10 protein-coding genes are annotated in these 16,221 nt (G+C 63.9%); 4 read left to right on the top strand and 6 right to left on the bottom strand.

Going from position 1 to position 16,221, the window contains the following annotated elements; translation table 11 throughout:
- Positions 1–34 precede the first annotated feature (34 nt).
- Both AC1C2U_RS02450 and AC1C2U_RS02455 read right to left on the bottom strand, forming a co-directional pair.
- Complete coding sequence (locus AC1C2U_RS02450) at positions 35–1,393, bottom strand: MFS transporter (protein ID WP_495360133.1); 1,359 nt, start codon at positions 1,391–1,393, stop codon at positions 35–37.
- Positions 1,394–1,431: 38 nt separating this feature from the next.
- Positions 1,432–3,876, bottom strand: coding sequence for a glycoside hydrolase family 2 TIM barrel-domain containing protein (locus AC1C2U_RS02455; protein ID WP_495360134.1), 2,445 nt, complete (start codon positions 3,874–3,876; stop codon positions 1,432–1,434).
- A 113-nt stretch (positions 3,877–3,989) separates the two neighbouring features.
- Here AC1C2U_RS02455 and AC1C2U_RS02460 point away from each other — a divergent pair, with 113 nt between their 5' ends.
- On the top strand, positions 3,990–4,952 hold the full coding sequence (locus AC1C2U_RS02460) for a LacI family DNA-binding transcriptional regulator (RefSeq protein ID WP_495360135.1): 963 nt from the start codon (positions 3,990–3,992) through the stop codon (positions 4,950–4,952).
- Positions 4,953–5,599: 647 nt separating this feature from the next.
- Here AC1C2U_RS02460 and AC1C2U_RS02465 read toward each other — a convergent pair.
- Positions 5,600–6,022, bottom strand: a complete 423-nt coding sequence (locus AC1C2U_RS02465; protein ID WP_495360827.1) for a hypothetical protein — start codon at positions 6,020–6,022, stop codon at positions 5,600–5,602.
- A 415-nt stretch (positions 6,023–6,437) separates the two neighbouring features.
- Here AC1C2U_RS02465 and AC1C2U_RS02470 point away from each other — a divergent pair, with 415 nt between their 5' ends.
- A complete protein-coding gene (locus AC1C2U_RS02470; RefSeq protein ID WP_495360136.1) occupies positions 6,438–7,142 on the top strand; it encodes a hypothetical protein in 705 nt (234 codons plus the stop codon).
- 435 nt (positions 7,143–7,577) lie between these two features.
- Here the strand turns inward: AC1C2U_RS02470 and AC1C2U_RS02475 are convergent, their stop codons facing one another.
- Positions 7,578–9,467: an MBL fold metallo-hydrolase gene (locus tag AC1C2U_RS02475; protein WP_495360137.1), complete on the bottom strand. Its 1,890-nt coding sequence runs from the start codon at positions 9,465–9,467 to the stop codon at positions 7,578–7,580.
- A gap of 426 nt (positions 9,468–9,893) precedes the next feature.
- On the opposite strand from AC1C2U_RS02475, the gene AC1C2U_RS02480 reads away from it, so the two are divergent.
- A complete protein-coding gene (locus AC1C2U_RS02480; protein WP_495360138.1) occupies positions 9,894–12,503 on the top strand; it encodes an alpha-L-rhamnosidase in 2,610 nt (869 codons plus the stop codon).
- Between the two features lie 68 nt (positions 12,504–12,571).
- Positions 12,572–13,660 (top strand): family 43 glycosylhydrolase, encoded by a 1,089-nt coding sequence (locus AC1C2U_RS02485; protein ID WP_495360139.1) that lies wholly within the window; start codon positions 12,572–12,574, stop codon positions 13,658–13,660.
- On the opposite strand, the gene AC1C2U_RS02490 is transcribed toward AC1C2U_RS02485, so the two are convergent.
- Positions 13,657–14,724: a LacI family DNA-binding transcriptional regulator gene (locus tag AC1C2U_RS02490; protein ID WP_495360140.1), complete on the bottom strand. Its 1,068-nt coding sequence runs from the start codon at positions 14,722–14,724 to the stop codon at positions 13,657–13,659. The genes AC1C2U_RS02485 and AC1C2U_RS02490 overlap by 4 nt on opposite strands.
- 220 nt (positions 14,725–14,944) lie before the next feature.
- Positions 14,945–16,213: an ABC transporter substrate-binding protein gene (locus AC1C2U_RS02495; RefSeq protein ID WP_495360141.1), complete on the bottom strand. Its 1,269-nt coding sequence runs from the start codon at positions 16,211–16,213 to the stop codon at positions 14,945–14,947.
- Positions 16,214–16,221 lie beyond the last annotated feature (8 nt).

Here is a 16,221-nt window from a genome sequence, read left to right on the forward strand (position 1 = left end):
GGCCGTCGATGAGCCCGACCGCACTTCAAGGTGCTCAGCGAACGGCTTTTACTCGAAGCACGAGAAGACCGCCGACCACCGTCAACACGGCCGCGGCGATGTAAAGCACGCCGTAGTTCTTGTCGGCACCCGCGACAGCACCCACCGTGATCGCGGCAGAGGCGACGAACGGGGCCAGACCCTGCGGGATGGTCACGGAGAACTGAGTGATAGCAAGGAAACGCCCGGCATCAGTCTTCTTCTCGGGCAGTACATCCAGGATCAGCGCCTGGTCAACCGCGGAGAACACGCCGATGCCAAGGTTGCACAAGAACGTGCCCACGATCAGGAGCGGCAACGTGGGTGCAAAGAGAATAACGATGCAACCGACAGCGAAGATGCCCGCGGCTCCAAGCACAAATGGCTTGCGGCGCCTCAACTTGTCAGAGAGGAAACCGCTACTCAGCGCGCCGCCCATCGTTCCCAGGATTCCGATCAAACCAACGATGGCGACGGTGCCGCCGATTTCTTCGATGGGAATTCCGAGGCGGGACGAAAAGAAGAAGGCAGTGAAGGTCGTGCTGAGTGTGAGCCCAAAGTAGAACAGGAAGCGTCCCGCCCAGTTCCACGAGAAATCAGGGTAGCTCTTGGGGTTGTACACGTACTTCGCGAATATCCCGCCCAGCGTCAGTGGTGCGTCGAACGTGAGGCCGCGGCTGTCAGCGTCCTTCGCGACGAGGAGGAACAAGGGCACGAGCACCAGTGCGACGGCGCCTGGCACGAGGAACAACAGGAACGGCTGGGACGCGAGCGCGCCTCCCAAAACTGCGCCGAAGACGGGGGCTGCCATTGATGCAACGCCTCCAAGTCCGGCCACTTTGCCGCGCTGCGATTCCGGCAGCTTGTCCGCGCCGATTGCGTTCAGAGTGTTCAGGGTTGTCTGAAGACCAATCTGAGCGATCGCCCACCCCACGCCCAGGAGCACCACTGAAGTCGCTGCAGCCATCAACGCGAGGCCCACGAGGCCCACGAACACACCGGCCATCACCCACGGTGCACGGCGGCCGAAGCGCGACCGGGTGCGGTCACTGAGCTGTCCTGTGAGGGGGCCGGTGACTACAGCAGCGATCGAGCCGATGCCGAGAATGATGCCCAGATACTCCTGGTGATCCGGAGCAAGTCGGTTCACCTGGATCGCCAGCGAGATTGCAATCGGCGTGACCAATGCCATGTAGGCACCGAATGTCGCGAGGGTGTTTGTCAGGATGAAGGGTTTGGAGACTTTGGGCAGGTCGTCGGGACCGCCTGCATCGAAGGCCGCTCGCTCTTGTTCAAGATCGACGGACGCTCCTGTGCTTGGAAGTGGGAATGAACCCGCGGGTGGGACGCTCACTTCGCTGTCCTGGTTACTCATGAAGACTCCTTTGTCAGTATTCATTGTTAGTTGGAACTTCAGCGGGCGCTGAAGGTGATGCGGGTCGGCGAGAGTCCCTCGGCGACCGCGGTCACCGTGATCTCGCCTGCACCGATCGGGCGCACGATCGCGAGCGCGCGCCCGTGGAATGTGGTGTGTTCGGGCACGGCGAAGACCTCGTGGGTGACGGGGTTTCCGCTGCCAAGCGCCGCCAGCGTGGCTGGCCCCTCGACCGTGATGGTGACGAGCCGGTCGACGTCATTCCGCACAATCCCCACCCCATCGGTGAGGCTGAGCTCCACGAAGCCGAGGTCGGTCCCGTCGAGACGCAGCTCCGTTCGCGCGGCCGTTGCCTGCAGCGTGAGGGATGCCGCGGCGCTGCGAATGCTGAATCGCCCCGTCTCGGCATCCGCTGCATACGCGACCGCCGTCAGCTCGCCCGGCGCATAGACGGTGTCGAATGCCACACGGAAGCCCTCGACCGCTGCGCGGCCCAGCGAGACGCCGTCGAGCAGCAGCTCGACCTCGTCGGCGTCGCTGTAGACGTCGACCGTGACCGGGTGGCCCTCGAATCCGGCCCAACTCCAGCTCTCGATCGCGTCGCCCCACGCCCACGGCGTTGCGACGGCGACGGCGCGGCCGTGGTTGGCGGGCGGGTTCACCGCGATGTACGGCTCTGCGCGCAGGCCGAAGACGATCTCGCGGAAGTAGGAGACGGGCCGGCGCTGCCCGGTGATGTCGATGTCACCGCACCACGCCGTGAGCTCCGGGAAGCCTCCGGAGAACGCCGCGGCGGCGCCGTCGCTTTGATCCGCGTACCGCGTCGAGCCGATGCCGGTCTCGCCGAGGTAGTCCCAGCCGGTCCATGTGAAGTCGCCGATGACGTGGCTATTGGCCTCGACGAGCGCCCAGTTGCCGACGATCGACGTCGGCCAGGTCTCGGTGCCGACGATGATGCGGTCGGGGAAGAGCTGCTTGTCGAGCTCGTAGCGCGCTTCGGCATAGTTCATGCCCGCGACATCCAGCACCGCATACGACTCTTCGGTGCGCTGCGTCGCGGGCTCCGAGGTCTGGATGTGGCTCATCATCTGGCCGAACCCGGCCATCATCGTGTTGACGCCGCCTTCGGGATCGGCCGCAGCGGCATCCCGCCTCGCTTGCATCTGCGGAATGATCGTGTCGAGCATCGATACGAAGCCGTTGATGCCGTTCGTCACATATCGGTTCGGGTCGAGCGCGCGCACCTTCTCGGCCAGGCGGCGTCCCCAGGTGGCGCCGATGTGGTTGCCCGTCTCGGGGATCTCGTTCCCGATCGAGTAGAAGATCACGCTCGGGTGATTGATGTCGCGCGCGACCATCGCCTCGACGTCGCGCTCCCACCACTCGGGAAAGTCGAACGCGTAGTCGAAGTCGCTCTTGCTCTGCGTCCACATGTCGAAGGTCTCGTCCATCACGAGCATGCCGAGCTTGTCGCAGGCGTCGAGCAGAGCCGTCGACATCGGGTTATGAGCGCTGCGGATGGCGTTGAACCCGGCGGCCTTGAGAATGGCCACACGGCGCTCTTCGGCGGCGCGCATCGACACTGCGCCGAGCGGTCCGTTGTCGGAGTGGATGCACGCGCCGCGCAGCTTGACGCTCTCGCCGTTGATGCGCAGGCCGTTCTGGGGGTCGAGCTGCAGTGCGCGGATGCCGAAGGCGACGCGTTCCTCGTCGACGACCGTGTCTGCATCGGTGAGCGTGAGACCGAGTGTGTGGAGGGCGGGCGCGTCGACGCTCCAGAGCTCCGGATCCTGCACGTACATGCGGTGCCGTACGGTCGCTCTCGTTCCGGGGAGCAGAGTCACGGGCGAGCTCGCGGATGTCACTGCGTCGCCGTCGGCGCGCTGAACGCTCGCGGCGAGCCTGAGCGTCTTCGTCACCGCACCGGCGTTCTCGATCTCGACTGCAACCTCGACGGTCGCGCGGCCCTGCTCGATGTTCGGGGTCGTCACGACGACGCCATCCGTGGCGATGTGCACGGGGTTCTTCACGACGAGGTGCACGTCGCGGTAGATGCCCGCGCCGGCGTACCAGCGACTGTCGAGGTGGGTGCGACACTCGACGCGAATCTCGTTGTCGGCGCCGAAGTTCAGGTACGGATCGATGCGCACGAAGAAGCGGGAGTACCCGAAGGCCCGCTGACCGGCGAGGTTACCGTTGACGAACACGGCGGCATCTCGATAAACACCGTCGAACTCGAGAAGCACCTGGCTTCCACGCAACTCGTCACTCGCATGGAAGGTCCTTCGGTACTCGAACGCGCCGCCGGCGTGGTACCCGTTCGTCTCGCCGCGCGGAGCATCCGCCCGACGCTCGGCCCCGAGGAGCGCGTCGTGCGGAAGCTGAACCTCGGTCCAGGCGGAGGTCGCGCTGCCGCCGAGCTCCATGAACGCAGTGACCTTGGGCCGGAAGCTCCAGCCGGTGTCGAAGATCTCGCGGGTCATTCGGGGAACTCCGTTACGTCGTTGTGGGAAACCGCGGCGAAGTATCGCGCGTTACCTGAGGTAGGTAATCATATTTAGTAACGCGCGTCAACTCCCGAATGTATGCTGAATCCATGATCGCGACGAGCGAAGATGTGGCGAGGCACGCAGGTGTGTCTCGAGCAACGGTGAGCCAGATCCTGAACGGCCGTGGGCAACGCTTCGCGATCGAAACCCGGGAACGGGTGACGCGGGCCGCGGCCGAACTCGAGTATCAGCCGTCGGCCGCCGGGCGCACCCTCGCGATGGGCTCCAGCGACATCGTCATCGCCGTGATCCCGAACACCACCTTCGGTGGCAACCTGCAGGACATCTTCCAGGCCGCGACCGAAGAACTCGCCTCTCGCGGATTGACGCTGCTCCTCCACCTGTCCACCGACTCAACCGCGCCGCTCGATCGAGTCATCACGGGCATGAAGCCGCGCGCCGTGATCTCGATGACGCCGTTCACCGACGCCGAGCACGAGTTGCTCGTCAGCCGCGGCGTGAAGGCTTTTGACCCCAGGTCTGCGACGGCGCAGCGAGGGGATCGCAACGTCGAGATCGGGGCGATGCAGGCTCGACACCTCGTCGATCGCGGATTCTCCCGCCTCGCGTTCGCCCACCTGCAGGACGCACGCCAGGACCCGTTCGGTCAAGGCCGCGAGGAGGGCGTCCGCCGCGTCTGCTCTGAGCTTGCTCTCCGCGAGCCAGCCATCGTCCGGCTGGGCATCAACCCCGACGATGCGCTCACTGCAGTCGACTCGCTGCAAGTGCCAGGCCTTGGCGTCGTCTGCTACAACGACGACGTGGCAACGGCCCTGCTCTCGGCAGCGACGAAACGTGGGTGGAGAGTTCCCGATGAGATCGGCTTCATCGGCATGGACCACACGCCGCTTTCGGCACTGACCCTGCCGCCGCTGACCACGATCGGCTACGACCTCCGGTCCGCGGCATACAACCTCATCACCGCAGCATTGAAGGGCATCGGCGAACCCGTCGAGGATCGGGATTTCGTAGACGTCGGTTTCGCGTTGGTGCCGGGAGGGACGAGTTAGGCAACTCTGGGACGCCCATCTTTGCCCGCATCGTAGGCTCAGATGCCTGCCTCTCGACGACCCCAGCGCTGCCTCGCGACCTTTAGAGCCGGTGGGGAATCAGCTCGACATCCGACGGCATAGGGAGTCAATTTGTCGGTCCGGCTGCTCACCCGCAACGCTTTGAGGTGCAGGCAGGCGACCGGCTCTGGGGAGAATAGCTGCACGCATACGTGTTACTGCGCTGAAGATCTGCACTGTACCGTTTTGTGACAGACGGATTCTCTCTACGCCATGTGCCCAAGAGCGCGTCCGGGTCGCACGTTTTCAGTCGAGGACGCGGATCCGCATGCGGGCAATGCGCACGGGTGCTACTGCCTCGGGCAGTCCGCACTCCTGATCCACGCGCGTGGAGGCGCAGTGTATCGGGGCGTCAGCGCCGCCTGCGAGGCTTGCTTGGGCGCTCAATTGGTGAGCCGTGCCCAACGACGTGCCACCATCCGCAATATGGGCACTGCACTGCACTGGCACCCTTTAACACCCAGCGGCGACTGTCACAGCCTCTGCCTGGGTTCCGATCGGTGCACGACCCGTGCGACATTTCACGCCTCTCATGCGTCGAACATATCGGGCAGTTCCGACATCGCGGCCGCGCCCTCCGGCTACGGCTACGCGGGCAGAGTGAAAAGCAAGTTTTCGTCAGTGTCGAGAGCTTCACACATTGCTGAGAGGTGCTTGGAATCATTGGCGCGCATCAGAAGAAAGAGCGAGCGAAGAACCACCGTCGCCTCGCTCGGATCGAGCACGGCGGAAACGTTGCCTTCTTCGTTGTATGAATACGCGTAAAGATATCGCTCGACGTGTGTCCGGACCGCTGGATCCTCGAGTTCGCCGATTGCTGCTTTCATGCCCGCATGGAAGTTGCCGATGTGTTGCGGGTATCGAAAACTCAGGAACGCCTCGATCATCTTTCGTGCTGCGTTCGGCGCGAGAGCGAGGAGGTCCATTCGCTCGGCGAGTCCAAGTTCCGGTGTGGCTTCAATGACCGACTTTGCTACGCGCGCGAACAAGAAGTGGTAGAGCGAACGCAGCCGTCGGCTCTGTTGTCGGTCTTTAGTCTAAGGATCCAACTGCGGGAGCCTCCGCGGCACGCCTGAGCGATGAGGCCGATAGCGCATCCGAATTTCGTGGATCGTTGACCCACCCGACACGTAGCGTCCAGCACTCTCGAGCTGCATTACCCACTGCCGAAGGAGTTCGAAGTTGTGGGTCAGCAAGAAGATCTGGCTTGCGTAATCGTCTCGACGAGAGATACCCAGAGGAAGGAGGACACGCCGAACAGGATGCCGTCGTCCATGCTTGAACCGGATCGTCGATCACTACGATCGGTTCGTCCCTAGCTACGACCCCGCGGCGAACACTCGCAGGAAGTGGAGGAGAGCAATCGCGGTGCGCTCGCCTTCGCTTAGATGGGTGGCAGGGGCGCCGGACCCGCTCTATGCGATAGTGCTTACCATCATCGCTCGGCTCGAACCTCAGATCCGCGCGTCCCAGAAGACGGGCAACATCATTGGTCAGCTCAGCCGCCTGCGCAACGGGATCGGCATCCACGTTGCTGAGAGCGATGACGAGCTCGCAAATTTCCCTCAGCTCAGTCTCGAGCTGGCCCGCGACGCGCTGTCTTGCACGAACCTCGGCCGCACGCTCGTCGTACTCATCAACGAGAGCCTTCACGCGTGCCAATTCAACTCGCCGAGCCGCGGAGATTGCTTCTTTTGCGTGAGCATCCCGTCGCTGCTCATGCTCTCGGACAACAGCGGCGACGTCTTCGAGCGAGGGCACGATCAATATTCGCCGAGGCCCGCGAAGTCACCGCGAACTATTTACTCCACGGAATCAGCACCGCCGACCGTGCGACGTTCCGAGATGGCCTGTGGCACCCCGCTCACGCAACCCACTGCTCACGGCGGCCGTGGCCAGCCGAGTTGGTCACCGATGCCCGGCACGGCTGATTGGACGAGCCGCTCAGAGGCCGTGATCATCCTCGACGCGTGCTCCGGGGTCATGGTTGGCGACGTCTGGATCGCGTTGCCGTCGCGGCCAAACATCGCGCCGTTTACCCGATCCAGGTCCGGGGACACCAGCAACGGAACGACAGTACGCGCGTATCGCTCTGGGTGTCGGCGCGAAGAGCCGGATGAGAGGTCGTAGATCGTCGCGATGCCCTATGAAGCCCTGATCAGCTCGAGAAATCTCGATCGAGCTGGTTGGAGTGTTCGTTCCATCCTATCGGATGCCTCGTGCTTGGTCGTCGAAGCTCGGGACAACTCGGAGCCGCATCGCGCCGACTTTTCGCCGAGTGCTCAAGTCTGGCTCAGAGCCTCTTGTGGCGTATCGCGGCGTCGTAGGAAGGCTCAAATCCTGCCGCCAAAGGATTCGCCGCGCCGCGCTCACCCGCGCGACGGTTCGGTATCGTGCAGGTGGTTCTGGTCGCCGCAGCCAGCGCAAGCCACCGGCCGGTGCGCGACCTTGCGCTCGTGGCGCCAGACGACAATCCGAGTTCCAGTGGAGGCAGGGGCGGGGGCGGTTCCCGCCGCGCCACGCGGGGCAGAGCATCATCGCCTGGCCCCGCGCGGTGGGTGACGCTCACGAAGTGACTGGCACGTGAATCCAAGCCGTGAGCTCTCCCGCTTCGAGCCTGAGGGCTCGATATCCGGGGAGCGGGGATGTCGTGTACGCACTTTCGCTGGCCAGACCGGAGGCCGCAGCGCTCTGCAAGGAGTCAACGTACGCGGGGCGTGTGATCCACTGGTGATTGTGCGCCGTGTACAACGTGTCGTACCGTCCGTTTGTGCGAGCTCGCCAGTCGGCGAGGGCGCTCCCGAACTCCGCCAGAGTTGAAGAGAGGATGAGGCCCGCGGTTCCTTGGGTGCCCAGCGCGTCACCAGCGAACAGCACGCGCGAGACGGGGTCGAGCACGGTGATCCCATCAGCGGCGTGTCCTGGGAGGCGATCTACTTCGAGGCGGATTTGGCGGCGGTCTGCGTCTCGCCCGAGGTCGATCTTGTCGCCGCTCTTCAAACGCACTACGTCGCGGAAGCCGCGCAAATCGACGGAGGACTCGTTTGCGACATAGATTCGACTTCGTGAGAACTGCTTCAGACCGCCGACCTGGTCCGCGTCTCCGCTCGTGATCAGCACATCGAGGTCGAGGTGGCTCCGGCGGAGCAGGCGGTCGACGTAGTCCGCGAGGCCGGGGGTGCCTTCGCCGGTACCGATTAGGAGCGCCCGAGAGCTGCCTCGCATGAGGTACATCGAGTTGTCCGCGTAGTCGCGAATCATCACGAGCCCGGTCTTGATGTTGTTCATGAAGAGGTAGGGTGCCTCGCCCCACGGTTCGAGACTATACCGCGCCGGAATGGAGATGGCGTGGTACCTCCGGGGATCCCCGTTCCCTCCCGTCGGGCCCCCGGGGTACAGGTTTGCCAGCGAGTAGACCATTCGGGCCGAACCGCTCCCGATCCAGACAGTCTCTCTGCCGGCAGCATAAGGCTCGCCGACAATCGACCCGTCGAGAGCGCCGCGAGCCGCGGTGGCCATGTCCTTGACGTACTGGAGGTCGGGGACTCGGCCGTTGATGGGAGGCAACGCGCGTACGAACTGTCGAAGCTGGTCGAAATGCGCCGGGAGCAGGAGGATGCCCCGGAGCGGCTTCAGCGTCTCCACGAAGCCGTTGAGCATCGCGAGATACTTCGACGTTGTGGCCGAGCCGGATTGCGCCCAGACGAATCCAGACCCTACCGCATCACCCGTCGCGATCATGAGGTTCTTCGCGTCGAGGTACCCGGTCGATCCAGCGGTGTGGCCGTACAGCGCGACGACTTCGAGCGTGCGATCCCCAAGGTCGATGCGTTTGACCGCCTGTCCGCCGCCATTGACTGTGGCGCCGCCATCCTGACGGACAGGGACATAGTTCGCGGTCGGCGGAGTCCGCGGCCAGTCCAGGTCGGGGTAGTAAATAGTGCGCGCAGACATCTGGGAATTCTTGCCCGTGTGGTCGCCGTGGCTGTGAGTGATCGCCACGTCGAAGTCGACGACGTGCAATCGGGGGCTGCCGTCGTCGTTGTGACTCAGAAGGTGACGGACCACGGTGGTCAGATCGTTCACTCCCATCGTCTCCGCCGTGTTCTGACCGGTGTCGATGAGGAGGGCACGGTCTGCACCCTCGAACAGCCAACACGTTGAGCCCAACGCAATCTCGGGTCGGTCGCCGGTCGCTGGCAGCGGCGAGTAGTTATCGATGCGCCAGGTGCGGTATCCCTCCTGCGTGACGGACGCTCGATGGGCTGTATACGCCCCCCACGGATTGAACTGTCCGCCGAACCCGTTCCCAAGCACGATCCCGATCGAATCCCGCACTACTTCGAGGAAGCCCGGGACGAGCTCGTCCGGTGTGAATGGCCGCGTCCGGTTGGGATGGGCGCTGGCTGGCAATTCATCGACGGCGACAGAAGCGAGTGCCGCCGCGGCGGCCACGACGCCCGCAATGGCGATGAGGCTGCGCCGACTGAGTTCGGGCGGCGACTCGTGGCAGACCGCAGGGTCATGCGAATGGTCGCGTGAACCGTCGGTGTAATGGTGCGGCGCATGATCCATGGAGACTCCTCACTGAGTGGTCCAACACTTCCGACGCCGCGTCAGGATGTAGAACGTTATACGACCTCGGTCTTGTGTAACGTTATACGCCATGCGCCCGGATGCACAACGACTGTGCGAAAACACGGGACACGAAGAGCGTGCCCAGCAGGTGGCGAGACGTCTTGACCCTCCACCTCCTGCGTTTGAGAGGAGCTGGGCAGAATGACGGCCCGCCGACGCTGGATTGACACTCCCGATCGTCGGGTTTAGCGTGTACAACGTTATACACCGCAGCGTTGCTCGTCGATTGGACACCGGCCCGATATGCCAACTGGTCTCATCCCTCGCCGGATCCGGTTCGAACACCGACCCGATGCACTTGGCATCGGTACTGGAACGCCTCGATTGTCCTGGGACCTTCCACCGTCGGCGCCCGCACTGCAGCCCGCAGCGGTCGACATTCGAATCGCGCGCGGCGATGGTCTAGACGGAACCGTCCGTCGAGTCGAGACCACCGAGCGTGTTCTCGTCGCCTGGCCGTTCGAGCCGTTGGCGTCGCGGGACCAGCGAACGGTGTCGGTTCGCACGGTAGACCCGGCAGGTGAGACCTCGGATTGGAGCGAGCCCGCCGTCGTCGAAGTGGGTCTTCTCCACGCATCGGATTGGCAGGCTCGACTGATCGGTCCTCCCGCCGATTCCGGAGCGCGGCTTCCACTCATCAGGCGCGAGTTCGTCCTCGACCGTCCGGTTGTCCAGGCCCGCCTCTACATCTCGGCGCACGGCGTGTATGACGCTGAGGTCAACGGGCATCCAGTCTCCATAGACGTTCTCTCTCCCGGTTGGCAGTCATACCAGAACCGTCGCCGATACCAGACCTACGATGTCACCGAATACGTCAAGGACGGAGTCAACGCGATCGGGGTGAGGCTCGGCGACGGCTGGTTTCGAGGTCGACTCGGGTTCCTGGGACAGCGGGCGCTCTACGGGGACTCGCTTGCGGTTCAGGCGCAGCTCGAGCTCACGTTCGATGACGGATCGAGGGAAACTCTCGCCACGGACCACTACTGGTCCTGGGCTCCCGGACCGATCATCGCCAGTGATCTCTATGACGGCGAGACATACGATGCGGGATACGACATCCCCGGGTGGTCAGAAGCGCATGCGGAAGGAGTCTGGCGGCCCGTGGCCCTCCGGGCTGACGACCCCGCTGAGCTGGTTGCCCCGACCGGTCCCCCGGTCCGCGCAACGATGGAGTTGTCGCCCACACGCATCTTCACCTCTCCTCTCGGCAAGACATTGATCGACTTCGGGCAGAATCTGGTGGGCCACATCCGCATCTTCACCAACGCGCCAGCGGGTCATGAACTCACCCTTCGCCACGCCGAGGTCCTTGAGAACGGGGAACTGGCCGTCAGGCCGCTCCGCACGGCGAAGGCCACCGACCGGTACCGGTTCGCGGGCAGTCAGCGGGAGACGTGGGAACCCGCTTTCACGTACCACGGATTCCGCTACGTCGAGGTGGAAGGTTGGCCGCACGGATCGGTCGCGCCCGGCAGCATCACCGCTGTAGTGGTGCACACGGACCTGGAGCGCACGGGGTGGTTCACCTGCTCCAATCCGTCCCTTAACCGGCTCCATGAGAACGTCGTATGGAGCATGAGAGGAAACTTCGTCGACGTTCCGACGGACTGTCCGCAGCGGGACGAGAGGCTCGGCTGGACCGGCGACATCGCAGCGTTCGCGCCGACTGCCAGCTACCTTTTCCATTGCGCGGGCATGCTCACCTCGTGGTTGCGGGACCTGGCGGCGGAACAGCGTCCGGATGGGCTCGTGCCGTACTTCATACCCGACGTCCCGTTTCCGGCCGAGCACTCGGATGTGCCTGGTTTCGTCCACACGCACGCGGCCGCCTGGGGCGACGCCGCACTGACGGTGCCTCACGCGCTGTACGAGGCATACGGCGACGAGCAGATCCTCGCGGACCAGTATCAAAGCATGAAAGCCTGGGTCGATGGCGTCGCCGCGCTTGCCGATCCCGATCGCGTGTGGGACTCCGGGTTTCAATTCGGTGATTGGCTCGACCCGACCGCGCCCCCCGACGCGCCGGGCGATGCCGCGACGGACAAGTACCTGGTGGCAACCGCCTGGTTCGCCCGATCAGCTCAGCTCCTGTCGAAGACGGCCGGCATTCTCGGCCGGGTCGATGACGAGCGCGAGTACCACGCGCTCGCCGACGAGATCATCGCGGGCTTCCGGAAGCGGTACTGGAGGTCCGGCGCGCTGACGAGTGACACGCAGACCGGGTACGCGCTAGCGCTCTGCTTTGACCTCCTTCTCCCGGAGCACGTGCCGGCGGCGAGCCGTCGGTTGATCCAGCTGGTCCGGGAGGCCGGCCATACGATTGCTACTGGATTCGTCGGCACCCCGCTCATACTTGACGCGCTGACGATGGCCGGAGGAATTGACGACGCCTACAAGCTCCTGCTGCAGACCGAGTGTCCCTCCTGGCTCTACACCGTCGCGATGGGTGCAACGACGATCTGGGAGCGCTGGGACAGCATGCTCCCGGATGGGAGCATCAACCCGGGCGAAATGACATCGTTCAATCACTACGCGCTCGGCGCAGTCGCAGATTGGATGCATCGCACCATCGGAGGATTGACCGCCATCGCCCCCGGGTTCCGCCGGGTCCGAATCGCCCCTCGACCCGGACCCGGTCTGACTGCAGCGTCGACGGCCCATCAGGCTTCGTACGGGCTGATCTCGCTGGATTGGGTGATCGAGAACGGGGCCATGACAGTCAGAGCGGCCCTCCCATCGGGCGTGACCGCACTAGTTGACCTTCCCGGCGCAGCGTCCTTCTCCGTTGCCGAAGGGATCCACGAATGGACCCACCCGATCTCGCAAAGTACCGCACTGGGTGCTGTGCGCTGACGCCTCAACGGACGGTCCCGCTCGATCCCACTCACTCATACACATAGGAATTGACGAAAGGGCCACCGATGACCAGCAATTCCGCCATCCGGCCAGGCGAGGTCTGGCTCGACTCGGCTGGCAATCGCATCCAAGCCCACGGCGGATCCATGTTCTACGAGGACGGCATCTTCTACTGGTATGGCGAGAACAAGGAGAGGTCGGGTCCCGGCACCGGTATCTGGCACTACGGCATTCGGTGCTACTCCTCGACAGACCTCTACAACTGGGAGGACCTGGGACTCATCATTCCGCCCGTCCTGGATGATCTCGACTCCCCGCTTCATCCGTCTCAGCTCACAGATCGACCGCACATCGTCCGCCATGCGCAGACGGGCAAGTACGTGTGCTGGCTCAAGACCATGAGTCGCACCGCGCTTCAGATGTCGTCGGTATTCGTCGCCGACCGTTTGCTGGGACCGTACGTGGAAGTTCGGCGAGGATTGCGCCCGTTGTCGATGAACGCGGGAGACTTCGACCTCGTCATCGACCCCTCCGACGGTAAGGGCTACTACTACTTCGAGCGTGTGCATAGTGAACTCATATGCGCCGACCTCAGCGACGAACTCACCGATGTGACGGGCTACTACTCCACCCACTTTCCGCACCCGGGACCGCCGGCTGTCCGCGAGGCGCCCGCGCACTTCAGTCGCCAGGGTCGCCACTACCTGGTGACATCGGGTACGACTGCTTATTTTCCGAACCAGTCAGAGCTGGCCACGGCGGTCAGCTATCACGGACCGTGGACAGTCCTCGGCGATCCGCATCCGACTGACCCGTCGCACACCTCGTTTCGATCGCAGATCAGCTGCGTGTTTCAGCACCCCGACCGTGCAGATCTCTTCATTGCGATGGCGGATCGCTGGCTGCCGCAACTCACTCCCGACGAATCTGCGGTTACGGCGATCTTCGATCGAGTTATGGCTGGCGAACGTGTCGACTCGGTCCCTGCCGCGACGGCTCGCCTCCTGTATGGCGACATCACCGCGACGGACACCGCCCGCGCGGACTACATCTGGCTGCCCTTCCGCTTCGACGGCACGATGGGCTGCCTTGACTGGAAGTCCGAGTGGCGGGTCGAGGACTATCCGGTCACCTCAACTGCACTCAGCCCCTAACTCGGCGGAGGCCCACTGGTGGCGCGCACCACCAGTCGCGTGGGGAGCACCCGATGCACTGCCTTCGTGCGGCCCTCAATGCGCTCGAGAAGAAGCTTTGCGCTCAACGCTCCGGTCTCGAACCCCGACTGGTCGACGGTCGTGAGCGAGATGCGCCCTATCGACGAGACATAAATATTGTCATACCCCACCAGAGCGACATCTTCCGGGACCCGCAGCCCACGCTCTTCGATCGCCCGGAAGGCACCCAGGGCGGCGATGTCCGCCCCGGCGAAGATCGCGGTCGGCGGCTCGGCGCGTTCCAGCGCGGCCAACGTCGCCAAATAGCCGCCTTCCTCGGTATACGCCGAGACGATCACGTCTGGCTCCAGCCCGCGGGAACGCATCGCGCGCACGTACCCCTCCTGCCGCGCAGTGTGTGACAGCACAGATGGAGCCGAGAGTCCGCCGTCACTCTGGCTGGTGTGGACGATACGTCGATGGCCCAAATCGACGAGATGGTCGACAATCTGACGGGCTCCGTCGAACTCATCGTCGACGACCGTGTCATAGCCTTCGGGGGCGCCATGCCGCGCAATGGTGACGGTAGGAATCGCGGCCGCCAGCTCGTCTAGATAGTCGCCAGGGACCCAAGGCGCGATGAGGATTAGCCCGTCGACTTGGCGGTCGAGGAGCGCTTCAATCCCGCGCCGTTGGCGATCCGGATGGCTGCCGGGAGCAACCAAAATCTCCTGGTAGGGGGTTGGCCCCAACTCGGCGGCGATGCCGGCGACGATCTCCGGCTGGAATGGGGATGAGAGCTCCACCATCACGACGCCAACCGTGTAAGAGCGTCCCCGCATTCCCCGCGCGCCGGAGTGAGGTCGGTATCCGAGACGCTGGATCACTGCGCTGACGTTCTCTCGCATCCCGGGGCTCACACCGTAGGCGTCCCGAACCACCTTCGACACCGCAGCCGTCGAAACCCCCGCTTCCCGCGCGACATCCTCGATCGTGACGCGACGTTCTACGCGCGACGCCTTCGACGCTGGTCGTGCTGCCTTGGTGGGCCCGGATTCGTCCATTCCTTGCAGATTAGCGCGAAGCGCCGATGGTTCGGACTGCAACGCCGGGACGGGGAGTAGAACGATGCACGGTCGTGGGGTCCCTCAGGGAATAGGTCAAGAGCTGTGGTGGTTCCGGGAGGTGGTTGAGGAAGCCTGTTCGACCGATGGTGCCGCGCGTTTGTGCGCGGCACCATCGCCGATTCGGGGCACTGTCGCCTCAGCGACTCCCCGCCTTCCGCTAGCCGTCCGAAGCCTTCTGCATCCCTTCGGCAACCTGGACCGGGGTCAGGTCCCCCAGCAGGAGTGACTGGACACCTTCGTTGAGCTCCACCTGAACCGCGTTCGAGGTGAACTCGGCGAGCTGGGCGAAGTCGCCCGCTGCCACGAGGTTGGCGAAGTCCGTGAGGTTATCCGGCGCCGTGTACTCATCGTTCGGGATGATTGGCACCGAGGAGAACCCATTGGCGTAGATGACGGACTGCGCCGGCTCCGCGAGGAAGGCCAGGAACGCTTTTGCCGCACTGGGGTTCTTCGCCTTCGCGTTCATTGCGACAACGGCGCTCGGCAACGCGGTCACATAGTTCTCTCCGTCATCGGTTGCGGGGATCGCAGCGACCGCAAAAGATGAGTCCGGCGCGATGCCCTGCATGATGCCCATCTGTCCGCCGACATCCACCTGCGCCAGCGCATCCCCTGCCGCAACTGCTTCCGCGCCCTGCTGGCGAGTCCGGCCGAGCGAGCCTTCCCCGAAGCAGCCGTTGTCGTACATCTCCTTGTAGGTCGTGAGCTGATCCACCCACGGCGAATCCTGATAGGTCATGGACCCGTCGGCGATCTGGGCGGGGAAGTCCGGCGTCGGACCATACACAAGAGAAGCTGTCTGCCCGAACGAGAGCATTTGAGGTCCAGCTCCGGCTTCGCCAAGTCCTTGGGCATAGGCGTAGACGCCATTCGCGGTCGCTTCGGCGCACAGCTTATAGACCTCCTCCAGCGTGGTGGGTACCTCCAACCCGAGCTCATCGAGGACGTCCACGTTATAGATCGCTGCGAGCGGCTGAACCGCCCCGGGATACGCATACACGCTGTCCTCGTAGGAAACCCTGCCCTTCCACCCGTCGGGGATTTCGTCCGTCCAGGAGTCATCGGAGAGATCCGCGAGAAGTCCGAGCGAGGCGAGAGGGATCACAGCCACGCTCGACGTATCGCCCTCCGTGCCTCCGGGGAACGCCTGCAAAATGTCGGGCGCGGTTCCCGCCTGAAGCTGCGTCGACAGCACGGTGTCGTAGTCGCCCGTGTAGTTCATCTTCACCGTGACATCGGGGTACTCCTCTTCGAAGTTGGCAATGATCTCGTCCATCATCGCCTTATAGCCGATGTCATAAAGCCCGGTGACTTCCCCGGACGGTGCCCCGTCAGCAGGGGTGGGATCCGCTCCCGCTGAGCATCCAGCCAGCGCCAGCCCTGCGATCAGCGAGATCGCGATCGCGGTGGAAAATCTCTTCGTCATTGAATCGT

It is taken from the genome of Agromyces sp. Y575 (genome assembly GCF_059445445.1).

Bases quoted from the DNA above. Each gene is read 5' to 3' on its own strand.
- AC1C2U_RS02450 (WP_495360133.1), bottom strand. From the start codon at position 1,393: ATGAGTAACCAGGACAGCGAAGTGAGCGTCCCACCCGCGGGTTCATTC.
- AC1C2U_RS02480 (WP_495360138.1), top strand. From the start codon at position 9,894: ATGCCAACTGGTCTCATCCCTCGCCGGATCCGGTTCGAACACCGACCC.
- AC1C2U_RS02455 (WP_495360134.1), bottom strand. From the start codon at position 3,876: ATGACCCGCGAGATCTTCGACACCGGCTGGAGCTTCCGGCCCAAGGTC.
- AC1C2U_RS02495 (WP_495360141.1), bottom strand. From the start codon at position 16,213: ATGACGAAGAGATTTTCCACCGCGATCGCGATCTCGCTGATCGCAGGG.
- AC1C2U_RS02490 (WP_495360140.1), bottom strand. From the start codon at position 14,724: ATGGACGAATCCGGGCCCACCAAGGCAGCACGACCAGCGTCGAAGGCG.
- AC1C2U_RS02485 (WP_495360139.1), top strand. From the start codon at position 12,572: ATGACCAGCAATTCCGCCATCCGGCCAGGCGAGGTCTGGCTCGACTCG.
- AC1C2U_RS02460 (WP_495360135.1), top strand. From the start codon at position 3,990: ATGATCGCGACGAGCGAAGATGTGGCGAGGCACGCAGGTGTGTCTCGA.